General features: G+C 44.8%; 24 protein-coding genes, 1 pseudogene and 1 riboswitch. Of the genes and pseudogenes, 17 read left to right on the top strand and 8 right to left on the bottom strand.

Annotated features, from left to right (window positions below):
* Nucleotides 1-88: 88 nt before the first annotated feature.
* Together ACL9RM_RS19535 and ACL9RM_RS19530 are read right to left on the bottom strand one after the other, a co-directional pair.
* Complete coding sequence (locus ACL9RM_RS19535) at nucleotides 89-724, bottom strand: cyclodeaminase/cyclohydrolase family protein (protein ID WP_061830663.1); 636 nt, start codon at nucleotides 722-724, stop codon at nucleotides 89-91.
* Complete coding sequence (locus tag ACL9RM_RS19530) at nucleotides 721-1,587, bottom strand: bifunctional 5,10-methylenetetrahydrofolate dehydrogenase/5,10-methenyltetrahydrofolate cyclohydrolase (RefSeq protein WP_250267500.1); 867 nt, start codon at nucleotides 1,585-1,587, stop codon at nucleotides 721-723. The genes ACL9RM_RS19535 and ACL9RM_RS19530 overlap by 4 nt, the downstream gene beginning before the upstream one ends.
* Before the next feature lie 112 nt (nucleotides 1,588-1,699).
* A riboswitch (ZMP/ZTP riboswitch) is annotated at nucleotides 1,700-1,784 on the bottom strand.
* A 213-nt stretch (nucleotides 1,785-1,997) separates the two neighbouring features.
* On the opposite strand from ACL9RM_RS19530, the gene ACL9RM_RS19525 reads away from it, so the two are divergent.
* The 11 genes from ACL9RM_RS19525 (at nucleotide 1,998) to ACL9RM_RS19475 (ending at nucleotide 13,128) form a co-directional block, all read left to right on the top strand.
* On the top strand, nucleotides 1,998-3,059 hold the full coding sequence (locus tag ACL9RM_RS19525; protein WP_013308916.1) for a fatty acid desaturase: 1,062 nt from the start codon (nucleotides 1,998-2,000) through the stop codon (nucleotides 3,057-3,059).
* Between the two features lie 67 nt (nucleotides 3,060-3,126).
* Complete coding sequence (locus ACL9RM_RS19520; RefSeq protein ID WP_250267501.1) at nucleotides 3,127-4,260, top strand: sensor histidine kinase; 1,134 nt, start codon at nucleotides 3,127-3,129, stop codon at nucleotides 4,258-4,260.
* On the top strand, nucleotides 4,257-4,856 hold the full coding sequence (locus ACL9RM_RS19515; protein WP_025683815.1) for a response regulator transcription factor: 600 nt from the start codon (nucleotides 4,257-4,259) through the stop codon (nucleotides 4,854-4,856). The genes ACL9RM_RS19520 and ACL9RM_RS19515 overlap by 4 nt, the downstream gene beginning before the upstream one ends.
* A gap of 146 nt (nucleotides 4,857-5,002) precedes the next feature.
* Nucleotides 5,003-5,623: a deoxynucleoside kinase gene (locus tag ACL9RM_RS19510; RefSeq protein ID WP_061830657.1), complete on the top strand. Its 621-nt coding sequence runs from the start codon at nucleotides 5,003-5,005 to the stop codon at nucleotides 5,621-5,623.
* Complete coding sequence (locus tag ACL9RM_RS19505; protein WP_013308920.1) at nucleotides 5,623-6,264, top strand: deoxynucleoside kinase; 642 nt, start codon at nucleotides 5,623-5,625, stop codon at nucleotides 6,262-6,264. Before ACL9RM_RS19510 ends, ACL9RM_RS19505 begins: the two co-directional genes overlap by 1 nt.
* A gap of 197 nt (nucleotides 6,265-6,461) precedes the next feature.
* Entirely contained in the window at nucleotides 6,462-7,463 is a 1,002-nt protein-coding gene (locus ACL9RM_RS19500) for a Gfo/Idh/MocA family protein (RefSeq protein ID WP_323873139.1), read from the top strand.
* Nucleotides 7,464-7,788: 325 nt separating this feature from the next.
* Entirely contained in the window at nucleotides 7,789-8,814 is a 1,026-nt protein-coding gene (locus tag ACL9RM_RS19495) for a methionine ABC transporter ATP-binding protein (protein ID WP_250259322.1), read from the top strand.
* Nucleotides 8,804-9,466, top strand: coding sequence for a methionine ABC transporter permease (locus tag ACL9RM_RS19490; protein WP_069291173.1), 663 nt, complete (start codon nucleotides 8,804-8,806; stop codon nucleotides 9,464-9,466). Before ACL9RM_RS19495 ends, ACL9RM_RS19490 begins: the two co-directional genes overlap by 11 nt.
* Before the next feature lie 43 nt (nucleotides 9,467-9,509).
* On the top strand, nucleotides 9,510-10,397 hold the full coding sequence (locus ACL9RM_RS19485) for a MetQ/NlpA family ABC transporter substrate-binding protein (protein WP_023987134.1): 888 nt from the start codon (nucleotides 9,510-9,512) through the stop codon (nucleotides 10,395-10,397).
* 64 nt (nucleotides 10,398-10,461) lie between these two features.
* Nucleotides 10,462-11,670 carry a M20 family metallopeptidase gene (locus ACL9RM_RS19480; RefSeq protein ID WP_250267503.1) on the top strand — a complete coding sequence of 403 codons (1,209 nt, stop codon included), beginning with the start codon at nucleotides 10,462-10,464 and terminating at the stop codon, nucleotides 11,668-11,670.
* 231 nt (nucleotides 11,671-11,901) lie between these two features.
* Nucleotides 11,902-13,128: an RtcB family protein gene (locus ACL9RM_RS19475; protein ID WP_250267504.1), complete on the top strand. Its 1,227-nt coding sequence runs from the start codon at nucleotides 11,902-11,904 to the stop codon at nucleotides 13,126-13,128.
* Between the two features lie 116 nt (nucleotides 13,129-13,244).
* On the opposite strand, the gene ACL9RM_RS19470 is transcribed toward ACL9RM_RS19475, so the two are convergent.
* Nucleotides 13,245-14,135, bottom strand: a complete 891-nt coding sequence (locus tag ACL9RM_RS19470) for a shikimate dehydrogenase (RefSeq protein WP_250267505.1) — start codon at nucleotides 14,133-14,135, stop codon at nucleotides 13,245-13,247.
* A gap of 29 nt (nucleotides 14,136-14,164) precedes the next feature.
* Nucleotides 14,165-15,355, bottom strand: a complete 1,191-nt coding sequence (locus tag ACL9RM_RS19465) for an MFS transporter (protein ID WP_250267506.1) — start codon at nucleotides 15,353-15,355, stop codon at nucleotides 14,165-14,167.
* Nucleotides 15,356-15,571: 216 nt separating this feature from the next.
* Here ACL9RM_RS19465 and ACL9RM_RS19460 point away from each other — a divergent pair, with 216 nt between their 5' ends.
* From ACL9RM_RS19460 to aroD, 3 genes are all read left to right on the top strand, one after another.
* A complete protein-coding gene (locus tag ACL9RM_RS19460) occupies nucleotides 15,572-16,483 on the top strand; it encodes a LysR family transcriptional regulator (RefSeq protein ID WP_250267507.1) in 912 nt (303 codons plus the stop codon).
* 130 nt (nucleotides 16,484-16,613) lie between these two features.
* Nucleotides 16,614-17,876 carry an MFS transporter gene (locus ACL9RM_RS19455; RefSeq protein WP_250259315.1) on the top strand — a complete coding sequence of 421 codons (1,263 nt, stop codon included), beginning with the start codon at nucleotides 16,614-16,616 and terminating at the stop codon, nucleotides 17,874-17,876.
* 103 nt (nucleotides 17,877-17,979) lie between these two features.
* Nucleotides 17,980-18,744 (top strand): type I 3-dehydroquinate dehydratase, encoded by a 765-nt coding sequence (gene aroD, locus ACL9RM_RS19450; protein WP_250267508.1) that lies wholly within the window; start codon nucleotides 17,980-17,982, stop codon nucleotides 18,742-18,744.
* Nucleotides 18,745-18,848: 104 nt separating this feature from the next.
* Here the strand turns inward: aroD and ACL9RM_RS19445 are convergent, their stop codons facing one another.
* Entirely contained in the window at nucleotides 18,849-19,421 is a 573-nt protein-coding gene (locus tag ACL9RM_RS19445) for a shikimate kinase (protein ID WP_029517614.1), read from the bottom strand.
* A gap of 419 nt (nucleotides 19,422-19,840) precedes the next feature.
* Between ACL9RM_RS19445 and ACL9RM_RS19440 the strand changes: the two genes are divergently transcribed.
* From ACL9RM_RS19440 to ACL9RM_RS19430, 3 genes are all read left to right on the top strand, one after another.
* Nucleotides 19,841-20,533 (top strand): pectate lyase, encoded by a 693-nt coding sequence (locus tag ACL9RM_RS19440; RefSeq protein ID WP_250267509.1) that lies wholly within the window; start codon nucleotides 19,841-19,843, stop codon nucleotides 20,531-20,533.
* Nucleotides 20,534-20,678: 145 nt separating this feature from the next.
* Entirely contained in the window at nucleotides 20,679-21,716 is a 1,038-nt protein-coding gene (locus tag ACL9RM_RS19435) for an aminoglycoside phosphotransferase family protein (protein ID WP_250267510.1), read from the top strand.
* Nucleotides 21,717-21,770: 54 nt separating this feature from the next.
* Nucleotides 21,771-22,769: a glycosyltransferase gene (locus ACL9RM_RS19430; RefSeq protein WP_250267511.1), complete on the top strand. Its 999-nt coding sequence runs from the start codon at nucleotides 21,771-21,773 to the stop codon at nucleotides 22,767-22,769.
* Between the two features lie 353 nt (nucleotides 22,770-23,122).
* Here the strand turns inward: ACL9RM_RS19430 and ACL9RM_RS19425 are convergent, their stop codons facing one another.
* From ACL9RM_RS19425 to ACL9RM_RS19415, 3 genes and pseudogenes are all read right to left on the bottom strand, one after another.
* Nucleotides 23,123-23,275, bottom strand: coding sequence for a hypothetical protein (locus tag ACL9RM_RS19425; protein WP_250267512.1), 153 nt, complete (start codon nucleotides 23,273-23,275; stop codon nucleotides 23,123-23,125).
* Nucleotides 23,276-23,294: 19 nt separating this feature from the next.
* A pseudogene (locus ACL9RM_RS19420) lies at nucleotides 23,295-23,447 on the bottom strand (DUF1036 domain-containing protein); the annotation flags it as partial.
* 195 nt (nucleotides 23,448-23,642) lie between these two features.
* Nucleotides 23,643-24,851: an MFS transporter gene (locus tag ACL9RM_RS19415; RefSeq protein WP_250267513.1), complete on the bottom strand. Its 1,209-nt coding sequence runs from the start codon at nucleotides 24,849-24,851 to the stop codon at nucleotides 23,643-23,645.
* Nucleotides 24,852-24,872: the final 21 nt, after the last annotated feature.

Here is a 24,872-nt window from a genome sequence, read left to right as displayed (position 1 = left end):
TATCTTCTTTTTGTATCCAATCAGGCTATTTTTTAATGAGTAAGCAGAATATATTGGTTCGAACAGGTTAAACACGGTTATGAGCAATCTAATTCGCTATTCGACTGCGCACCATCAACAAGGTTTGTTCTTTGATCTGTCCGATTTCACGGATGAGTGCGGCTGTCTTGGTCTCATAGGAGTATTTGACATCCAAATCTTTCAGCGAAGCAAGGTTAATGTCGACGGTAAGCAGGGCAGATTGAGCGGCGGCTTCGAACAGGATCGCGCCGATGCCAAGATCCGAAATCACATTTTTATTGGACATTTCCACAATGTTGTAGGCTTGCGACAATCCGTCCCGGCATACTTCCAACAGGCGCATGGGTACCTCAATGGCAGCGATCACCGCTGTCTGTAAGGAATGGGTACGATAGCGCTTTTCTTCGTCCGTTTCCTTGGGCAAACGCAGCGCGGTCATGTACTGTTCAAAGGATTGGATGTCTGCGGCCATTAGTTCCTCACAATGTGTAGACAATCCTTCCATGCTGCTAATGACGTCCGTGATTTGTTCATGGATATGCGCATATTTTTCTCCTTGTGAAAGGTTGGCGGTCATAGAGGTCATAGCCGCGCCTAGTGCCGCAGCCAGTGCGGATACACTTCCTCCGCCGGGGGTAGGCGCTGCACTTGCAGCCTCTTTTAGAAAATGCCCGATGGAATGATTCCACGACAGTTCACTCATGAATAGACCACCTCTCTGGAGTAGTGTTGCAGATGTATTGCTTTGAGCAGATTTTTGTATAAAATCGCAGTTGTTAAGGTGCCAACACCGCCGGGAACCGGAGAAATGGCATGGACCTTTTCCCCAACGTCTAAAGCGGCATCCCCCACTATTTTTCCCTCTAGCGTCTCATTAATTCCCGCATCTACCAAAATCAGACCGGGATGAACCATATCCTGTGTAATTACATCAGGGCATCCGACTGCGACGAAGGCAATGTCTGCATGGCTCAGATGCTCTGCAATATCACGTGTTCCTGCATGACAGGCGGTAACGGTGGCATTTTCTCTTTGCAACATGTGGAAAAGAGGAAGTCCCACTGTCTGTCCGATGCCCACGAGAGTAACATTTTTGCCTGCCAATGTGTGACCGTAATGCTTAAGTAGCTCGATACAGGCTTGAGGTGTTGCGGGATATAGCCCGGCGTCACCTGTTACGGTAGCCAGCTTGTTATCAGGTGTAATTCCATCAATATCCTTGTAGGGGGCGATGGATTGTTTAATAACGGAGGCGGAAAGATGTTGGGGAAGCGGGAGTTCCAGCATAATGCCATGTACATGGGGGGCATCGTTCAGACTGCCGATCAGGTGCAGTAGCTCGGTTTCGCTAACATGACGATCAAAAGTATGGAGATGAAATGAGATGCCCAGCTTCTCCGCTATTTTTTGCTTGGTCCGGGCATAGTAGGCAGATGCCGGATCACCTTCTACCAATAGGGTCGCCAGATGGGGACGGTGTCCTTGCTGCTTCATTTCTTCTACCTGTGAACGGATCGTTGCATATACTTGCTCAGCTGCTTCTTTGGATTTCATGATAATTGCCATAGTCCGAGCCTCCTCTGAATTTATCGCATGATTTATCAACAGGGTGTCATGGTCTTGTAAAACGAAAAAAAGTATTTGCACAAGGTCGTCAAGACAGACGAATCCTCTGCAAATACTTCTCCCAGGCGAACGGTACGCTTTTTTTGTATGCTCCCTCGTGGTTCATTCCACTGACTTCGCCAGTCACATACAGCGTTATTATGTCTTATATTTTAACAAATAATCCTCAGAAAAGAAACCCGCGAACATTTGGAAAACGGGTTATGTTACTTGTCTATATGACAAATGTCATATACCCGAGCTGACGTTTATGACTACAGCGTCTACAGTCTTCACCTTATACTGAGATTAGATCAACATGTACGCCTAACAGGATCAAGGTATAGGCGTCATTTTAAAGGAGGATCATAATGAGTATGACACAACTCCCATTAGCCCAATTGAAAAAAAATATGGCTCCCTACGAGAAAATAAACACGAAATCCAGCGTTCTGCAACTCATCAATACTTTGGGTCCACTGATCCTATTGTGGTATGCTGCTTATCTTAGCCTGTCAGTTTCGTACTGGCTGACGCTTCCCATTGCCATTGTTGCATCGGGGTTTGTGGTACGGACGTTTATTATTTTTCATGATTGTGGTCATCAATCCTTCTTCAAAAGCCGCAAGCTGAACGACATTGTGGGAACGATTACAGGTATTATTACGCTCTGTCCTTATCATCAATGGAAAAATAGTCACGCGATCCACCATGCAACAAGCAGTAATCTGGATAAAAGAGGCACAGGTGACATGTGGGTGCTTACGGTAGAAGAGTACACAGAGGCTTCAACTTGGACACGGCTGGCCTATCGCATATATCGAAATCCTTGGGTTATGTTCGGACTAGGTCCGATCTATACTTTTTTGATTTCCTATCGCTTTAATATCAAGACAGCCAAACGCAAGGAAAAAATGAACACTCATGTGACGAATATATCCATCGTTGCATTGTATGCACTGTTGTGCTGGGCTATTGGATGGCAGGCCTTCCTTCTCGTACAGGCACCTATCTTTTTTGTATCCGGTATGTTGGGCATCTGGTTGTTCTATGTACAACATCAATTTGAGGATTCGTATTTTGAGCACGATGAAGAGTGGAGTTATATTAATGCAGCCGTAGAAGGCAGTTCTTACTACAAGCTTCCTAAAGTATTGCAATGGATTACGGGGAATATCGGATTTCACCACGTTCATCACTTGAGTCCCAAAGTGCCAAATTATAATTTGGAAAAAGCGCATGAAGCGACACCGTTACTTCAAAAAGCAACCACGATCACAGTGAGTAGCAGTCTGCAATCTTTGAAGTTCCGCCTTTGGGATGAAAATACGAAAACCTTTTTGACCTTTAAACAAGTGAAGCCGCTCCTCAGCAAACGTGTTGCAGTCACGAAACCCATCCCTACACCTGTTGTAAGCACAGAAAGAAAATAACGTTGTACAAAACTTGGTATGATATGATAAGAGATATAAGTCAAGTGAAGTAGAAGAGGGTGGCAGGATGCAAAAATGGTATCAGATTTTTCAAAGAAATACTGGACTTAGCCCTTATGTGTGGGTCGTCTTTTATATCCTGCCCTTTTACTACTTTAGCTCTTCATCTACAAGTCATATTATTCTGGGTACTGCTATTATTTTGGTGTTTTTTGCATGTTATGTATTGGCTTTTGTCTCGAAAGGCTGGCTCATATACTTTTGGACCAGTGTACAAATTGCCATATCGATTACCATGACACTGCTGTTTAGCTATATGTATTTTTCCATATTTATCGCCTATCTGATCGGTAATATTAAAAGTAAGGCTGCATTTACGACGCTGTATATTATTTTAATGGTTATTACGATTGGATTGATCAATTACGGTTTTGTTTCTCAGAATCCCGTTTTTATTAAACAGATTCCTTTTATCCTGCTCAATCTGATCGGTGTGATTCTCCTTCCGATTACGAATTTTAATCGCAACAAAAGCGATCGGCTCCAAGTCCAATTAGAAGATGCCAATAAGAAAATATCGGAATTGATTAAGCTGGAGGAACGGCAAAGAATTGCGCGTGATCTGCACGATACCTTAGGTCAGAAGCTGTCACTCATTGGGCTGAAGAGCGATTTGGCGGGCAAACTGATGGATCAGTACCCGGAGCGGGCTCATGCTGAAATTAACGATGTTCGTCTCACGGCGAGAAGCGCACTAAAAGAGGTGCGGGAAATGGTTACTCAAATGCGCGGTATGCGACTAGAGGATGAACTGCTACGTATTCGGCAGATTTTAAAGGCTGCTCACATTGAATTGACTCTAGAGGGCGACCCGAAGCTGGAGCATACATCATTAATGAATGAAAATGTCCTTAGTATGTGTATGAAGGAAGCAGTGACAAATGTGGTTAAGCACAGTGGAGCCACCGCTTGTTCCATCACCATTGAGCCGTCTCGTAAGGAATTAACCCTTCGGATTCAGGATAATGGAGTCGGTATTACGAGAGAAAATGGAACCTTTCGTGGAAACGGCCTAAAAGGTATGAAAGAAAGGCTCGAATTCGTGAACGGATGTATGGAGCTGCGTTCAGATCAGGGAACGACCTTGGTCATTAAAGTGCCCAATATCACTGAAAAGCCGAATGAGGAGGTGGGGCTATGATTCGAATTGTCATCGCGGAGGACCAGCGTATGCTGCTGGGTGCTCTAGCCTCCCTGCTGGACTTGGAAGAGGACATGAAAGTAGTCGGAAAAGCAAGCAACGGGGAAGAAGCTTTAGAACTGGTGAAGTTGCATCAGCCCGATATATGCATTATGGACATCGAAATGCCGATCAAGAGCGGATTGGATGCGGCTGAGGAACTCAAAGGCTTGAACTGCAAGGTGCTGATTTTAACTACGTTTGCCCGCCCCGGGTATTTTGAACGAGCGATCAAGGCGGGGACACACGGTTATTTGCTCAAGGACAGTCCTAGTGAAGAGCTGGCTTCCTCCATTCGAAGTATTATGGCAGGTCGGCGTATCTATGCCCCGGAACTGGTCGATGATGCTTATGCCGAAGTCAACCCGCTAACAGAGCGTGAAAAGACCGTTTTAGCGCTCATCGCTGACGGAAAGAACACAAAAGAGATTGCTGGTGAACTGTATTTAACGACAGGGACGGTGCGCAATTATATTTCAGTCATTCTCGATAAGCTGGGTGTCAGTAACCGGATTGAGGCAATTACACGTTTTAACGAAAAAGGTTGGTTTAAATGAGAAACAGGGACGCTATGAAGCAAAATGTAGCGCTCTGTTTTTTTTGTTTTATCCATAGATTTGGTATGCCTTTAGCGTACTACCTTGTGATACAATAGGATAGTTGTCCACAGGATGGACTGGAGTACAAGGAGGAGCAGAACCCCATGAAACAAGCCCCATTTATAGCCGTTGAAGGGCCGATCGGAGCAGGTAAAACGACGTTAGCTTCGATGCTTTCAACCGAGCTACATTTGCCGATGATCAAAGAGATTGTCGAGGAGAACCCATTTCTCGATAAATTTTATCAAAATATAGATGAGTGGAGTTTTCAGCTGGAAATGTTCTTTCTCTGCAATCGGTACAAGCAGCTGGAGGATACTGGTTTGCAATATATCGAGAAAGCTCAGCCCGTTATTTCTGATTACCATATCTACAAGAATTTAATTTTTGCCGAACGTACGCTTAAGGGTGTGAAGCTCGAAAAATATCGTCAAATCTATCATTTGCTCACAGATGATATGCCTAAGCCGGACATTATCATTTATATTAGAGCAGATTTGGATACCTTGCTGGGGAGAATTCGCAAGCGTGCACGCTCTTTTGAACAGGAGATGGACCCCGCCTATCTGGAGCAATTGATCATAGATTATGATAAAGGCATGCAGTTTCTCGCTGAACAGTCCCCTTCCCCTCGTATATTGACCGTGAACGGGAATGAAATTGATTTTGTAGAAAATCAGGCACAATTTAAACAAATTGTTTCCGATGTAAAGGAGCTTATATAGTGAATAATTACAACATTCCTGCGAATGCCCTGATTACGGTAGCGGGCACAGTGGGTGTAGGCAAATCTACGCTGACGGGTGCTTTGGCCGGACGTCTTGGTTTTAAAACCTCTTTGGAGCAGGTTGATCATAATCCCTATCTGGAGAAATTTTATCACGATTTCGAAAGATGGAGCTTTCATTTGCAAATTTATTTTCTCGCGGAACGCTTCAAGGAACAAAAGAATATTTTCTTGTCTGGTGGAGGTTTTGTACAGGATCGTTCTATTTATGAGGACACAGGCATTTTTGCGAAAATGCATGCCGATCAGGGAACGATGAACCCTACCGATTATGAAACGTATACTAGCCTGTTTGAGGCGATGGTGATGACACCGTTTTTCCCGCACCCTGATGTGTTGATCTATTTGGAAGGCAGCTTGCCCTCCATACTGAGTCGGATTGAGGAACGCGGCCGCGAGATGGAGATCCAGACCGAGCGATCCTATTGGGAGCAAATGCATCGCAGATATTCCAATTGGATCAACGAATTTGATGCCTGTCCTGTACTGCGTCTGAATATTGATGAGTATGATGTACACGACCCAGCTTCCATGGATGCCATTTTGGAAGAAGTAGGAAAAGTGATATCAAAAAAATAGAGATATAACCCCAAATAAATGACAGGGACTGTGGTACAATCAGTATAAATTATGCTGATAGACTACAGTCTTTTTTTGTCGAATGAACATGTTGAGGCATGAGATATGAATAACGGTATAGTGGACAAGTTTAGGCTGGAATGCGAGAATAGGTACATATGAATTGTAATGACTCACGGGAAGGATGGGATACTGTGATGCGTTTTGGTATTGTTGGAACCAACTGGATAACAGAGAGGTTTATTCAAGCTGCGATGGAGACGGACGAATTTTCCCTGACGGCGGTATACTCACGCACAGAGGATAAGGGCAAAGCTTTTGCTGACAAATATAACAGCCAGCCGGAGGTTTTTACAGACCTGGCGCAAATGGCCGCAAGTGATCAGGTCGATGCCGTATATATTGCCAGCCCCAATTCCTTACATGCGGAGCAGGCGATCTTATGTATGAATCACGGAAAGCACGTGTTGTGTGAGAAACCCTTTGCGTCTAATGCAGCAGAGGTGAAGAGCATGATCGAAGCCGCGCGCAACAACGATGTTCTGCTGATGGAGGCCGTGAAATCCACACTGATGCCTAACTTTAAAATAATAAAGGATCATATGTATAAAATAGGGCGGGTTCGGCGTTATTTTGCAAGCTATTGTCAATACTCCTCACGCTTTGATGCTTTTAAGCAAGGTAAGGTATTGAATGCATTTAATCGGGCCTTTTCCAATGGTTCCTTGATGGACCTTGGAGTATATTGTTTGTATCCTATGGTGACTTTGTTCGGAAAACCTGAGGAGGTTCGGGCGGTTGGTGTACTTTTATCCTCTGGTGTCGATGGCGAGGGCAGTATCGTGATGAAGTATCCTGATATGGATGCTATCGTCATGTATTCCAAAATTACAGATTCCTATCTGCCTGCTGAAATTCAGGGTGAGAATGGAACGATGGTGATCGACAAAATCAGCCAGCCCTATGAGGTGAAAATTCATTATCGGGACGGCACGATTGAGGATCTGACCAAAGCTCAGACGCGTGAGCCAATGTATTATGAAATTCAGGAATTTATTGATTTGATCAAGAGTGGTGAACGCAACAGTTCCATTAACTCCTTGGAGTGTTCACTTACAGTCGCTGAAGTGATGGAGGAGGCAAGACAACAATTCGGTCTTCGTTATGAAGCAGATTTGAAAAATACTTCTGCACATTAGTCTGTGGAATGATCGAGATTGCAATGCACAAAGGGCTGCCGGTTTTGCAAACTTTGCAAATATACGGTTAGCCTTATTTGGCTTTGTAGCCCTAAAAGTGTAAGCAATTGTGATGACAGGAGTCAGAAGGCTATATTCATTTTTTATTGACAGATTCTCCTTCTTGTCTTAAGGTGTTAACAATGCAATATACAGTTAAATAATCCCACTTTCGGTCAAACGAAGATTAGGGAGTTTTTTTTAGGATATAAATCCGATTAAATCCACCGGATTACTAAAATGGGATGGAGGAATACATACATTGTAGACGTAAGGAGGAAGCAGTTTGATAAAGTTTGAACAAGTTAGCAAAATATTTACCTTACCCAATCGTAAGGTAAATGCTCTCGAAAAGGTTTCGTTATCGGTTGAAAAAGGAGAAATTTTCGGCGTGATTGGTTTTAGCGGTGCAGGTAAAAGTACGCTGCTGCGGCTTGTCAATTTACTGGAACGCCCCTCAGAGGGACGAATTGTCGTTAATGATCAGGATGTTACTCAGATACGACCCAAGGAACTAAGGAATTTAAGAAGACGGATCGGGATGGTATTCCAAACCTTTAATTTGTTTAACTCTCGTACTGTATATGGGAATCTGGCTTATCCTCTAAAACTGGCTAAACTGCCCAAGACACAGATAGATGCTCGTGTTAAGGAGCTGCTGCAATTTGTTGGATTGGAGGACAAAGCGGATTCCTATCCTGAGCAGTTATCTGGCGGGCAAAAGCAACGGGTCGGCATTGCCAGAGCACTGGCGAATTCGCCCGATATTCTCATCTGTGATGAAGCGACCTCGGCCCTCGACCCGGAAACGACAGAAGATATATTGAGGCTGCTGAAAAAAGTAAATGAAGAGTACCAGATTACGATCTTGCTCATTACCCATGAAATGAATGTGATTCGCAGTATTTGTGACCGTGTGGCGGTGATGGAGAATGGTAGGGTGATTGAGCAGGGCAGTGTGTTCGATGTATTTGCCAATCCACAGACGAAGACGACGAAAAATTTTATTCGCTCTGTACTGAATGATCAGCTTTCACCCAAACTGCTGAGCAAGATTCGGGAGCATCATGCTGGCCGATTGTACAGACTTGTTTTTCGGGGTGGGGCGACCAGTGAACCGGTGCTTTCTAGAGCGACACGGAAGCATAATCTGGATTACAACATTGTATATGGAAGTATTAATGAGCTACAGGGAGCGCTGTTCGGAAGTTTAATTGTCGAGTTAATCGGTGCAGACGATGAAGTTAACAAGGTCGTGGAGGAACTACGAACGACGGTGGAAGTCAGGGAGGTCGTCGATCATGAGAGTTAATTGGGATACATTTTGGCTCAAGGTAGTGGAGGCTACAGGGGAAACGCTTTTGATGGTTGTTGTCACGCTGATTTTTGCCAGTATTCTGGGGCTTATGATTGGTTTAGTACTGTATGTGACACGTAAAGGGAGCTTGTTTGAAAACAAATTTGTGTTTATGTTTCTGAATTTGCTGATTAATATCATTCGCCCGATTCCGTTTATCATTTTTTTAGTGGCGATTAGCCCGTTTACGCGTTTAATCATGGGAACCACGATTGGAACCTCGGCGGCTATTTTCCCAATGACTATTGTAGCGGCCTTTGCTGTAGCGAGAATTGTGGAAAATAATCTGGTCTCCATAGATCCGGGCATGATAGAAGCTGCCAAGGCACTGGGTGCGACTCCATTTCAGATCATCACGGGTGTGTTGATTCGGGAAGCGCTGGGACCTTTGATTCTTGGGTTGACGTTTATTACCGTGGCCTTGATTGATTTCTCTGCCATGGCTGGTACGGTGGGCGGAGGAGGCCTTGGGAATCTGGCAATGACCTATGGTTATCAACGATTCGATACCTCGGTCATGATTGTCACGATTGTTTTGCTGATTATTTTTGTACAGGTCGCCCAATATGCGGGGAACTACTTGTCTCGTAAATTTCTACGGCGCTAATGGAAACAGCGTATTATACATAACGATTAAAGGGGAAATGAAAATGAAAAAAATATTTCGCTTGGGTTTACTAGCTATTCTTAGTGTAGCGGTTCTATCTGCTTGCTCAGCTAACGGTTCGGGCTCAAATGCAAATGAAAAAGTACATGTTAAAATCGGGGTTTCAGGATCTGAGGACACGTATTGGGATGTGCTCAAGAAGAAAGCAGAGGCCAAAAACATTGAAATTGAGCTGATCAGTTTCTCGGATTATACATTACCCAATAAGGCGCTCGCCAATAAAGAGGTAGATTTGAATTCCTTTCAACATTTGGCCTTTCTCAGTCAGTTTAATGTAGAAAATGATGTGAATATCGTCCCTATTGGTGCAACGATTATCGCTCCGATGGCACTATACTCTGAAAAATTCAAAAACGTATCGGATATTCCTGACGGCTCAAAAATTGCTATACCGGATGATCCCTCCAATCAGGGACGGGCTTTAAAACTGCTCCAGTCTGCAGGGCTGATTAAGTTGAAGCAGGATGCGGGCCTGTATCCAACCACGGATGAAATAGAAGGTAATCCTAAAAAGCTGGAGATTGTCCCAGTTGTTGCCCAGCAGACGCCGCGCGTCTTGTCTGATGTAGCCGCCTCAGCTGTGAACAGCGGTGTTGCTACGGATGCTGGGCTCAAGCTGGACGGAGCCATCTACAAGGATGATGCAAGCAGCGAAGAAGCGAAGCCATATGTGAACGTGTTTGCTGCCCGTGCGGAGGATAAGGATAATGCGACTTACAAAACGATCGTGGATTTGTACCATGATGCTGATGTAGCCGAGGCGGTAAAACAGGATTCCAAAGGAGCTAACGTCGTGGTAGACCAGTCTGCCGAAGAGCTACAGGCCACATTGGATAAGCTGGTAGCAGATGTTAAAGCACAAAAGAAATAAGAATGTTGAACAGAAGTAGGGTTGGAAGCATACTAATCTATTTTCGAAACGAGGAGAGATTGCGATGAGTACAACGAATACGGTCGATACACATAGACAGCGGATTATTGAGAAAATTGAGGAGTCTCGTCAGCTTTACACGGAAACGAGCCGGTTTATTCATGCTAATCCCGAAATCGGCAATCAAGAATTTCAAGCTTCCCAGGCACTGACGGGTATTTTAGAGCAAGCGGGGTTTGAGGTAACTCGTAATGTAGCGGGACACGAAACCGGATTTGTTGCACGTAAGGCTTCTGCTAGGCCAGGTCCGAAAATCGGATACTTGGCTGAATATGATGCATTGCCCGGTCTGGGCCATGCTTGTGGCCACAATATTATCGGAACCGCAAGCACGGCAGCAGCCATCGCCTTGGCGCAGGTGATCGACGAAACGGGAGGTGAGGTGTATGTGTTCGGTACACCAGCGGAAGAAGGCGGTCCTAATGGTAGTGCAAAAGGCAGCTTCGTGAAGCACGGGCTGTTCGAAGGGATTGATGCTGCACTGATGGTTCATCCATCCGGTGTGACCCGGCTGACCTCACCAAGTCTGGCAGTTGATCCGCTAGATTTTCATTTTTACGGCAAAGCGGCTCATGCCGCAGGATCACCAGAGCAGGGAATCAATGCGCTCGATGCGGTGCTACAGTTGTTCAGCGGTATCAATGCTTTACGTCAGCAACTGCCGACCGATGTGCGTATTCATGGCATCATTACGCATGGAGGAGACGCGCCCAATATCATTCCGGACTATGCGTCGGCACGCTTTTTCATTCGGGCAAGTACTTGGCAGCGCACAGAGGAGGTTTCCACGAAAGTTCGCCATATCGCAGATGCTGCTGCTTTGGCAACAGGAGCCACTGTGAAAATCGAACGTTTTCAAAATGAAGTGCGTGATTTCATTCTGAACGATACGCTGGACGAGGTAGTAGGTCGTGAACTGGAAGCGCTGGGAGAACAGCTGGATCGTGGCCCTCGTGCCGGACTGGGTTCGACGGATGCGGGGAATGTGAGCCATGTTATCCCGACTGCACATGCTTACATTAAAATCGGTCCAGATGATCTCATCGCTCATACGGTGGAATTCAGGGAAGCGGCTGGCTCTGAGAAGGGTGAGGAAGCCTTAGAGATTGGAGCCAAGGCGTTAGCCTTGTCAGGCTTGGAGCTACTGGTGAATGAAACACTACTGGTTGCGGTGAAGGAAGATTTTAAGCGTACGCATTTAGTGGCACAGTAAGCCAAATTCACACAGGGCATAGCAGAGCCGTCTAATATGAGTGTTATAGTTGAAGAGGATATCCTACAGTCTGGTTGGCTGCATGGGTATCCTTTTTCATTTTCTTAGGGGATACCTACTATTGTACTTGTAATACTTACGCCCTGTTCGGAAGCTGGTAAAACGTACATAATGCAATTAACGACTTTACAAGTGTAATCATGGAGTGACTTACAGGAGGATGAAACGACGATGGCTTATCAAGAAATCAATGGAGTACGAGTATGGGGAGCACCTGATCCAGGGGCATTATCTCAAGCCCGTACATGTGCCGAAAACGGGAATGTGATTCAGGCGCTGCTGATGGCAGATCATCATAAAGGCTACAGTCAGCCGATTGGCGGTGTGATGGTGTATGACGGACAAATTTCGCCTTCAGGTGTCGGGTATGATATCGGTTGCGGGAATAAGGCGGTAAGAACGAAGCTGTTTGCAGCGGATATTATGCCGCGTATTTCAGCCGTGATGGATGAGATTGCACGTCATATTTCGTTTGGCGTAGGCCGTGTGAATGCGATTCAGGTAGACCATGAGTTGTTCGATGATCCGGACTGGGCGGTATATGCAGCGATAGGGAAACAAGAACATGACAAACTGAAGTCCTTAGCGAGAGAACAGCTGGGTACAGTAGGGAGTGGCAATCATTTTGTTGATATATTCGTAGAGGAAGCGACAGGGCGGGTCTGGATTGCCAATCATTTCGGCAGTCGGGGCTTTGGCCACAAAACAGCAAGTGGGTTTCTAAACTTGGCCGCTGGACGAGAGTTTCTCGGAAAGGCGCCGGGAGAGCATATGGATCAGCCGCCTGTGCTGCTGGATATGAACAGTGAGCTGGGGGACATGTACTATCGTGCGATGCGTCTTGCCGGACGCTATGCGTATGCGGGACGTGACTATGTGATAGAACAAGTGCTTGGTATTATGGGAACCGAAGCGGACTTTACTGTGCATAACCACCATAATTACGCATGGAAAGAACAGCATGATGGGCGTGACACCATTGTGGTCCGTAAAGGCGCCACTCCCTCGGCACCTGGCCAGATGGGCTTTATTGGAGGAAGCATGGGCGATATTTCGGTAATTGTGCGTGGAAGAGATACGGTAGAAAATCGGGATTCCTACTATAGTACAGTCCATGGCGCAGGTCGTATTATGAGTCGTACTCAGGCAGCCGGTAAAATGAATTGGAAAACCCGTACACGGAGTGGTGGACAAATCACAGACGTACAGATGAAGGAGGCCGTTCGGAACTATGGTGTCCAGCTGCGCGGAGCCGGTACAGATGAAAGCCCGTTCGTCTACCGTAAACTGCGCGAGGTACTGGATGCTCATTCCGAGACCGTGGAAGTTATGCATGAACTGAAGCCTATTGGGGTATGCATGGCTGGGGCCAATGAATTTGACCCTTATAAGGATTAATCAAAAGACTATGCCTGGCAGAAGTGTTCATTCGCCGAGCATAGTCTTTTGAGTACATGCATGAGTATATAATAGAAGGAATTCATTGCTTGATGCGTTTGTTAGTAGCTTTATGTTTACAGCTTGTCAGCAAAAAGCTGTTCTTTAATATAAGCGACTGGCATCTCTTGGCCTGTCCACAATTCGAAGGCTAATGCGCCCTGCCACAGCATCATGCCCAGACCATTAATGGCGGTTGCACCTACGGATTCTGCTTGTTCCATCAGCTTGGATTTAGCTGGGATGTACACTACATCGGTTACGATCAGGTCGGAACGAAGCATGGACACATCTTCAATCACACTTTTGCCTTCCAGCGGTTTCATACCAACACCTGTACCGTTAGCGAGAATATGACTTGTGCGGATCTCTTCACGTAGCTGTTCTTGATTTTCCAATGGATAGATATTCGCCTTAACTTGGGTGTGTTTCATATCTTCATTAATAATACGGACATTCTCTTCTGCACGAGCAAAGAACTGATCGTTACGGGCAAAGATTGAAATTTCAGCCAGACCTGCTTGAGCCGCTTCAATAGCTATCGGTGTAGCTGCGCCGCCAGAGCCGACAAGTGTCATTTTCTTACCTTTTAGGTCAATACCGTGTTCACGCAAGTTGCGAACATAACCAGATCCATCTGTACTGTAGCCTTTCAGTATACCATCTGTGTTTACGACGGTGTTGACGGCACCTGTAAATTTAGCACTGTCGTCCAGCTCGTCAAGGTACTGTAATATAGCTGTTTTGTTAGGCATGGACACGTTATAACCGCGTATGTTCAGAGCACGCATCCCCCGTACCACTTCTTCGAGTTGTTCATTTCCTACTTCAAAGGCCATATACGCGTTATTCAGGCCCAGTTTTTCAAACGCAAGATTATGCATAGCTGGGGACAAAGAGTGTCCGATCGGTGTAGCAAGCAGTCCGATTAATTGTGTTCTTCCGTCAATACGTCCAGCATTTTTCATGATATAAGCCTCCAAGTAATCTGTGTAATCTAATAAAACACTTTTTTATATCGATAAGCAACAAACACGGCCAGCAAAATACTGACTACAGCAATCGCAATATCCAGAATGAATACCGAGGTAATTCCCAAACTTTTGGACATGCCCCCGGTAGCCAAAGGCATCAGAATGAACGAAAGACTGGCTGCTATGTTCACGAGAGAAGTCGTAGTGCCTTTGTTCTTGCGGAAAAATTCCGTCATAACCGTGAGGGCAATTTGGAATATGCCTGCGGTAGACAAGCCGATCAGGAATGAACTGATCAAAGTAGCGACAGGATTGTGCCATGTAATTAAAGCCAGCAAAGAAAGCAGGGCAATAAGCGGATATACAATCATGACAGTAATCGGTTTAATGAATCTACCAAGTACCACAGCTAACAGAATAACGGAAACCAATGAACCTATACTATAGTAGCTCAGCAGTTTAATGGCACTGGCTTTGTCCATGCCCAGGGCCTCTTGTCCAAAGGTAGGAAGCCATAGCTGCACGATCATGAACAATACAGTAGAAGTAAAACCGATAATAATCAGAGATAAACCTTCTTGCCAAAACTTAGGCTCGCTGCGGAAAGTATCTGTGGATTGGGCAGCCTCGGTTGAAGCCTTTTGTTCCTCTGCTTTGTGGTTGGGGAAAGCTGTCATCGACAAGAAGATACCGTTCAGCAGATAAATCCCTGCTGGAATAAAGAAGGAATAACCATAGAACATGTCGTGATTAATAAAGAAAGCAATCATGAATGGAATCACAATGGCACCGATCGAGATGGATGCTTTGACCAGTACCGTTGCAGACCCGGCTTTTTTTCCAAAGCCTTCAATTAGTGCAGGATACGTTCCTGCATCCATCATAGAGTTGCAGAGCCCTGCGATAATAGCAAACACGAATGCCAACGTATAGTTAGGCGCAAGCGGAATGCCGATCAGGAAGATTAAATAAGCAAATGATGCAATAACAATGAGTGGTTTTCTTCCGTATTTGTCTGACATTTTTCCGGCTACCCCGAGAGCGAGCAGCTTACCGATTCCAATCGCGGACACCAGATAGCCGATGGCTGCTTTATCCGTGTTCAATTGAACGGTCAGGAAGCTCATATTCGACGATAGAATAACATTGATCATACCCAGAAGAAAATAGTTGATGTAAAGCCCTGCTGCCATTCTGATATAAGGATTTTTCATAAGTGTAACTCCCAACTTAAATTTTAGATCAATGGCCTAGGTAGGCATCGTCCAGGTGTATTACATTACGCCTACAAACAAGTGAAATTATTCACATTCTTTCTATGTCATTATTATATAAGGAGTGTTATTATAAATCCAATGCATATTTTTATCGTTTTTCATAGTTTGGGTCTATAATTTAAAATATGAATTAAAGAAGGAGAGTACATCATTATGAACCTGAAGCACTTACAATATTTTCGTGTACTTGCGGAGATGGAGCATTTTACCCAGGCAGCTGTGCGACTATGTATTACACAACCCAGTTTAAGTCATGCGATTTCAGAATTAGAAAAAGATTTGGGAGTTCATCTGTTTGAGAAGCAGGGGAGAAATATTCGGTTAAACAAATACGGACGATTTTTCCTAAAGTATGTGGAGCACGCGATGGATGAATTGGAAAAGGGAGAACACCACTTACGGGAGTTAGTGAGTCCAAGCCATGGAAATATAGATTTGGCGTTCATTTACACGTTAGGCTCACACTTCATTCCAGCGATCATTCAAGCCTTTTCAGCTCTGGATGCCCATAAAGATATCTCCTTTTCGTTTCACCAAGGGAATACGAACGATATTATCCAGGGGCTAAAGCAGGAACATTATGATGTGGCGTTCTGCTCTCACATGGAAAATGAACCGGATGTGGAGTTTATTCCGTTGGCTCAGCAGGAACTGGTTGTCATTGTTTCGCCTGAACATCCACTGGCGACTCTAGACCAAATTGATCTTAAGGATACGGCAGATTATCCGGTGATCTTCTTTAACAAAAAGAGTGGGGTCCGGCCCATTATTGAAAATTTGTTCGCCAAAGCGGGTGTTACGCCACAGATTATTTGCGAGATTGAAGAGGATACAGCAATGGCAGGACTGGTGTCTGTCAATTACGGAATTGGGGTTATGCCTCGCATTTCATCGTTAGATTATTTTAACGTCAAAACATTACCTATTATAAATCCAGAATACGAGCGTTTTATCTACCTAGCCAGCATCAAAAATAGATATTTATCCCCGGCAGTAGTGGACTTTCGGAACTTTGCACTAAGTTACGGCAAGGAGTTCTATCTGAAAACGCATCAGCGCGTCTAGGCTGAGCTCCCGCAATATTTAAACTTGATAAATCTTAAAATGTGTTCTATACTTCATCATCGACACAGGTAATGTGAAATGATTCACATTTTTAATACTACAAGACTTACTTACAAAAGCAGGTGAATTCATGATGAAACGTTCTTCTTTTCCAGTGGCGACAGGCCTTTATGTAAACTATCTTTTGTTCGGCATGTTTAATATTATGCTAGCGTCCCACATGTCTTTTTTAACAGAGCATTTGCATACAGATCAGGCGGGCATCAGTCTCTTGGTTTCTGCGATGGGATTTGGCAGGCTGTTTACGCTGTACATATCCGGGGTGCTCTCCGACCGTTATGGTCGTAAGCCGTTTATTGTGGCAGCAGGGCTACTGATGGCTGTATTCTTGGTCGGTATACCGCTGAGTCCCAGCTTTGAGATGGCGATCATACTGGCAGTGCTGGCAGGTGTAGCAAATTCTTTTCTTGATTCAGGTACTTATCCAGCGCTGATCGAAGCTTTCCCCCAATCCTCTGGTTCGGCTACAGTGTTGGTGAGAGGTTTTATATCCGTCGGGGCGGCATTTTTGCCGTTAATGATTATCTTTTTTATGAATCACGACATTTTCTACGGGTTCTCTTTCTTTTTACCAGCCCTCATATTTGCTTTAAATGCAATTTACTTGTTCAAGATGAAGTTCCCAGACATGCGGGTTCAGTCACCCAAGGAGCCAGTTGGTGATACTACTGTATCAAGCGTTGAGCAAACGGGAAAATTGGAGACAAATGACCGGAGTAAGCCGCGGTTTTGGCAGGAGGGGCTATGTCTTATCTTGCTCGGATTTACAGGACCTACCTTGCTTTATATTGTGCAATTATGGCTGCCTACTTTTGGACAACAGTTTATCGGTATGACCGAATCAGAGTCTCTCAGATTATTAGTTTATTACAATGTCGGTTCACTGATTTCCGTGTTTGTATTGGTAATTGTGTTAAGAAAATGGGTTAAACCTGTTCACATTATTCTTATTTATCCATGTATTTCTCTGTTGGCTTTTGGAGCGCTTCTCCTTTTCAAGTCAGGGGCTGCGGCCATTATTTGTGCGAGTGTCATTGGGTTTTCAATATCAGGTGTACTTCAGCTGACGTTAACCGTAATGAGTGAATTTTTTAGTCAACGAAAAGGACAGATTACCGGGTTTGTTTATACAGCAACCTCGCTGTCATACACGGTCATTCCTGTGTTTACAGGCTTTCTTTTGAAACATTCTCAGATATCGAGTGTTTTTATGCTAGCTATTATTGTGAATGTGCTAGGGATCGTACTGGCGGTGTTTGTTAATTTTCGGTACAGTTTAGTTTTTCCAGCAAGTCGCAAATTGTCCCCTAAAATCGTACTGGATACCAAATAAATGACGACAGGACCTAATCATCTGCATGCTTATTCAGAATGCGTTATACTATGAATTATTGTACATGTTCGACTTGAAACTGTAATTTGGGAGTGAGATAGAGATGACTAAAATCGTAAAGGTGAAAGATGTTCTGATCGGTGAAGGAGCGCCAAAAATTTGTGTGCCCATGGTGGGAGAAACGTTGGAGCAGTTGAAGGAAGAGGCCACTTATTTGCGTACGCTCGACCTGGATATCGTGGAGTGGAGAGTCGATTTTTTCGAGCATGTGGAGGATTTGGAAAAGGTGAAAGCTGCCTTACATGAAATTCGGTCTATTTTAGCAAATATTCCGCTCGTATTTACGTTCCGTAGCGCTCGGGAAGGCGGAGAAAAGGAAATCAGTGCGGCGAGTTATGTGGAATTGAACCGTACAGTAGCCGAAACGGGACAAGTTGAACTTATTGATGTAGAGCTTTTTAATGAGGAAGCTGATGTGAAGACGCTGGTAGAAGCAGCACATAAGCATAACGTATATGTGATTATATCTAATCATGATTTTCATAAGACGCCGTCGAAGGAGGAGATTGTGTCCCGGTTACGCAAGGCGCAGGAATTGGGAGGCGATCTGCCTAAGATAGCAGTGATGCCGACCAATACAGCCGATGTGCTCACTTTGCTGGATGCCACGCGTATTATGGCAGAAGAGCATGCAGATCGGCCGATTATTACGATGTCGATGGCGGGGAAAGGTGTCGTGAGCCGCCTGACCGGAGAACTGTTTGGTTCGGCTCTGACCTTTGGTGCTGCTAAGAAAGCTTCCGCTCCGGGGCAGATTCCTGTCACTGAACTGAGAGAGATATTGACGGTGCTGCATAGCCATTCTTAAAAGATGGATAGCATTACTCGCCAGTCAGTAATATATCCGTAGTGAACCAAAAAGGAGGGCACCATGCGGTAAGCACGCTGGAGCCCTCCTTTTTGGTGTAACTCTTAATTCAATCCCCGAGTAGGTTCATATAACTCCCAACCTAGATTCAGCGTTTGAATAATATAGTCTGCGACTTCTTCCGCATCCAACTGATCCGTATCGATCTTGGAGTGATTCACCGCGTAAATGTCCTGTCTGGAACGGAAAAGATCCTCAATTTCCCCTAAAGTCTTGTTTTGTAGATTGGGGCGGGTGTCAATCAGCATCTTAAGCCGATCTTTCCAGGAATCCCAATTCAAATCCAAGAAGAAAACAATCGATGAAGCCAAACAAGCTTGCTTCACCTCTTCCTGTAAAAATGCACCACCGCCAACGGAAATGATTTTAAGGCGTGTGTTGCTGCACAGCTTCAAAATATGCTCTTTTTCAATCTCACGGAAACGTTTCTCTCCATAAGTTTTGAAAATCTCGGTTGTTGGCATGTTGTACTCTTGTTCAATCTCCTGGTCAATATCCACGAAATCGCGATACAGCTTGCGCGCTAGATGGGAACCGATCGTTGTTTTGCCTACACCCATAAAGCCGATGAGCACAATATTTTGTTCTTTTAATGGAATCTCACTATTGTTTTGCACGATAACCACTCTTTTCTCACCAGTAATGTTGAGATGTAACGCTTCAAAGCACTAAATACATTATACGTTCATCCAACGTGTCATTCAATAGTATAGATCACATCAAAAATAAGGTATAGGACGAAAAAGAGCACATATTTTGCCGAAAAATATATTGAAATTACTGGAAGTAGGATTATAATAGAATTATACAAATTGTAAATGTAATCGCTCTATTTACAATTTGTGTGCACCTGAATTTATAGAATGAAGTTACTTTGAACCAAAAACCAAGTATACATATGCAAATAGTATAATAATGCTTTATAGACATGTATCGGTCAATGGGTTCATTGTACAAAGGTGGTGATACGGTCTACGCGTTCTAGTCAACGAAGAATTGGAACAATAAAAAATATCTACGAGAGGGATGAATTGAAATGAAAACAAACACAGCTAAAGTATTGAAAAAGGGAATCAATATCGCTTTATCAGGAATGTTGGTCGCGTTATTTGTCGGCAATTATTCTGCACATGCAGCACCAGAAGTCGTTCATAAGACCATACTTGTTAAAGCTGGAGAAGTATACGATGGTAAAGGCAAGACTGTAGTGGCTGATCCCGATACTTTGGGAGACGGAAGCCAGAAAGAGGCTCAAAAGCCTATTTTCAAGCTTGAAAATAATGCAACTTTGAAAAATGTGACCATCGCTGCCCCTGCTGCGGATGGTGTGCATGTATATGGCAACGGAACTATTTCCAACGTAACGTGGGAGGATGTGGGTGAAGATGCCTTGACACTTAAAGAACCAGGCACGGTAAACATTACGGGCGGTGGAGCGTTCCATGCGTACGATAAAGTATTCCAAATTAATGCCGAAGGCACGATTAACATTAAAAACTTTAGAGCCGATGATATCGGAAAGCTGGTTCGCCAACTTGGGGGCTCTACATTCAGAGTGAATATGACTTTGGATAACTCGGATATTTCCAATGTAAAGGACTCGATCCTGAGATCGGATGGTCCTAACAGCAAAGCTAAAATTACGAACACTCGTTATCACAATGTGAAACAATTGTTCAAAGGCTTTAAGTCTGGTAATACGAGCGAGTCCGGCAATACTCAATATTAATCGGTATAGAATAGAGTAAGGATAGGAGTATGGATGTGATAAGGGGCTGCCAACAGGTCGCGTGATCTGCTTGGGCAAGCCCCTTTTTGGGTGCAGCGAGTTACCCCAAGATGATCTGGGCTTCGTTCGGAACGAGGACTGTGATATGATCGTGCTATTACATTTTATACAAAAAAGTTGGGTGGCTATGAATCCTTTTCATCAATATGTGAATGTTGACGGCACCTTAAATGATACGCTGGTGCGGAATCGTGAGGTTTTATATACAGGTACGAATGGCCGGCATGTGGAACGTTTTTACGTGTCATCCTCTGAAAGTTATATATTTAAACCGCTAACCAACGATGGTCAGGAAGGGCGTGAGAGATGGATGTATGAGCATGTGCTTCCTGCGTTATCACCGATCTATCCTCGATTGCTAGCCTGGTCTGATGCAGGTGCGGATGGCGGAGGAGAATGGATGGTTTTTGAGGACCTTGGTTCGTTACATCATCTACACGCAGACGAAACTTTATTGCGAGCTGTTGGACTTGTTGCATGGTGGCATGCTTTGCCGACGGATCGTTTTGCTGGGATGCCGTTACGGGGACCAAAGCCACTTATTCAGGAGATGGTTTCCGAGCTATACACGCGCAAGCCGGATGTGTTAAAGCTTTGCAGCTCACTGGGTTTATCTAAGCAACAGATGCTGCGTATATATGTACAGCTGGAGCATGTATCTTTTTCACAGCAGCTTGTACTGTCTCATGGTGATCTTCATCCGGGGAACTATGCGCTGAGCGGGGAACGGCTTATGGTACTGGATTGGGAGCATGCTCATCTGAACACACCGCTGTGGGATGTATATCACCTGATCGATATGTCCCATCCGTTGTTTCCCCGACGCATGACGTCCGAATTGCGTATTCGTATGCTGGACACATACGTGGAGCAGCTGGAGCTGTTAGGGAAAAGAGTGGATCGAACGGCATTTATGCTGGAATATGGCATGTTTGCGGTGGTATTTTCGCTCTGGATGCTGTTGTTAATCACAAGTGATTTGCAAAGGATTGGAACGAACCTGCATAGAAACGCCGACAAATGGTCAAAAGAGCAATTAGAGTCCCAGTTGGATGAAACGTTAGCCTGTTTGAACCAATGTGCAGCAATGATGGATTGGGGACAAGCCCAACAATGTAGATAGTAGCTTAAGACATAGACTGTGTTTAGTTAGCCAAAGAAGGTAGGGAATATATCCATGAAAAAAGTCGGTTTAGTCATGAGAAAAATACAATTTGCTGAAGCGCAGGGTCCACGTATTTTCGCAGAGCGTCTGAAGCAGATCGGGTTGGAATTGGGGGTGGACATCGTATTTGTCTCACCGGAGCGCCATGTGAGCAGCCATGACTGGCTTCCGGGCTATGAGCACGAAAAGGGCGACCTGGTCAACTATGACGTCGTACTGGACCAACTCCATGAGCAGCAGATTGAGCACGTTATTTATACGGTATCTGGCTTTACCTATTTGAATATGTTTTTTAAAAACAGCGTGCTTTTTCCGCATAGTTTTCCAGATCCGGCGCTTACAGGCTATGAGATGATGAAGCCTTTTTATCAGATCGTGGACCAGGCTATTGTACAGACTGCCTTTCTCAAGCAGGAGATGGCTTCGAAGTTTGGCGTAACCGATGTGACAGTCATCCCGATCGGATTCAATGAACGTCTGGTGGAAAAGCATTTTGATCCCTCGCAAGTGGTAGAGAACCGGGTGATGTGGATTGGTAGAGATGAGGAGAACCGACGTCCGGATTTGGTGCTGGAGTATGCGAGGCATAATCCTGACAAGGATGTCTATATGGTATTTGGCGGTGAACGCTACAAGGAAAGTATGAAGAAGTACGATATCCCGGACAATGTTAAACTTCAATTTGCGTTGACGCAAGATGAGGTGTTTGCACTGATGAACACGGCGAAGGTGTATTGGAGCTGCTCCAAATTCGATACATTCGCAATGCCGCTGACCGAAGCGCTCGCTATGGGGAAAATCGTCGTAAAGCCAGAGCATCCTTGCTATGGACATATCAGCTCTACGCATTCTTTTTCAGGGAATGAGAAAAACTGGTTCGAGCTGGTCAATATGGCTGCCGCCTCACCGCGTCGGGTTTCTACAGAAAATCAGGCATACGCCATGGAACAGTTTTCAAGTCAGGTGATGAAGCAGGGCTATCGGGACTTTTTTGATCATTGGTTAAGCTGAACGGCGAGGCAAAATACTATGGTTGCAACAAGCGTCTGAATGTCCAGAGTGAAATAAAAATAACCCGCAAGGGGGTCACTTTTTTTCAAAATGTCCATCTTGCGGGTTACGGTTCATCGTGTTTTTTCAAAGGGGTTTTGTAGTGTTTGCAACCAGGTTGCGCCTTTTATTGGCGAATTCTTTGACTTATCGTTTGGACTTTACTGGAACTGGGGTTCCTTTTTTAAATCGAGTCGGTCTTCTCGGAATTCTGTTAATGCCGGAGTCCTCCGATTTGGAAGGTAACGCTCTACGAGTTGTCTTTGTTGACAGTAAGCTTTGGTTGGTTCTGCTAAACTCAACAGTGTAATTGTCTACAGATGAATCAATGGCAAGTCGGCGCATCCCCACTCGTCTGGATGATCCTCTGCTATCGTTCCAACACCAATGAAAATCATGGCTAGTATTTCTCGGAAGCCGTGTGCGGTACGTGCCACGCCATGTATTTCTGGAGTGATCTTCAGCATAATAATAGAATGTGGTTCCCCCTACAGACCCGCTCCATATTTCTCTCGTATCACCAGGCTCTAGCCGATACCAGCCCATTTTAGAATAATTCATGCGATGACAGTCGGAATCAGGATAAGCATAGGCAGCATAGATGGTGTTACTCGTGTTGTTTGTAAAAAAAAGGCTCATCATATACACTTCTTTCCTCGTAAATTTGTATTGCAATGCATACTATGAGGAATTTAGAAGAAGAGAGTGGACAATATCTCTCAATCTATGAAAAATGAACCAATCGTTTACGTCCAACTTGCTGTTTTTAGAGATATGCCGCCATTTATTGTTCTCCGGTTGATAACTGTACACTGTCCAACAAACAGAACGATTCTATGACTGTATCTCCGCTGTTGCTTTAATAGGAGCCGTCTTACGATCTACAATGTAGCTAACTATCATGAGTAGCAGGCCGCCGACAGTGATTAGCGATGCAACCCATGGAATAGCGACTAGCCCCATTTGATTAATAACGACTCCCCCGATAAAAGCGCCGCCTGCGTTACCCAGATTCAATGCGGAATGACTGGAGGTAGAAGCAAGCAAAGGAGCCTCATAGGCCAGATTCATGATGCGAACCTGAATACCCGGCATGATGCCGAACGCAGCAATGCCCCAGATAAAGACGGTAATGACGGCCAATACCTTGCTTTGAAGCGTAAATGTCAGAATGGCCAAAATAATAGCCAGTACAGCATAGTTTGCGATCAGAGATGGAAGTAGTCTCCAATCCGCAAGCTTGCCGCCAACGATATTGCCAATCGTTACCCCTAGGCCAAACAGGACGAGAATCCAGGTAATGCTATGTTCGGCAAAGCCACTAATGTCCGTAAGCAAAGGCGTAATGTACGTAAAGACAGTGAACAGACTACCACAACCGACTGCACCTGTGAGCAGCATCAGCAGCACTTTTGGATTAAACAGGCTTTTGACTTCTTGTTGGAGACTGGAAGGCTTGTCCTGGTGAATTACCGGAATGTAACGAATGATACCAAAGAGAGAAATCAAGCCGATGACCACAATAGCTCCAAAGGAAGCACGCCAGCCGAGTTGTTGTCCGATAAAGGTTCCAAAGGGCACACCAATAATGTTCGCCACGGTCAAACCGGTCAGCACCATAGAAATGGCACCCGCGCGCTTGTCAGGACGAACCAGTCGGGCAGCGATTAGGGAACCGGCTCCCAAAAAGGTTCCGTGCGATAATGCAGTAGCCATACGGGCCGCAATCAGAAATTCGTAATTGGGAGCAATGACGGAAAAAAGATTGCCTAAAATGAATATGGTCATGAGTAGGCATAGCAGCTTTTTTTGCGGAACCTTATGGGTTAATACAGTAAGCACAGGCGCACCAATGGCTACACCAAGCGCATAACTGGTGATTAACTGCCCGGCTTGCGGAATCGTAACATGAAGATCATGGGCTACATTGGGCAGTAATCCCATGATAACGAATTCGGTCATGCCGATGGCGAAGGCACCAAGGGTCAACCACAGCAAGGAGGGGGGAAAGCGATTTGCTGTCATATTTTCTTGATTACTCATAAGTGTCTTGTATCCTCCTGG

The organism is Paenibacillus sp. S29, assembly GCF_049319765.1.
Classification (GTDB): domain Bacteria; phylum Bacillota; class Bacilli; order Paenibacillales; family Paenibacillaceae; genus Paenibacillus; species Paenibacillus polymyxa_B.
Note: the sequence above shows the minus strand (reverse complement) of the source record. Positions and strands in the feature narration are given on the sequence as shown.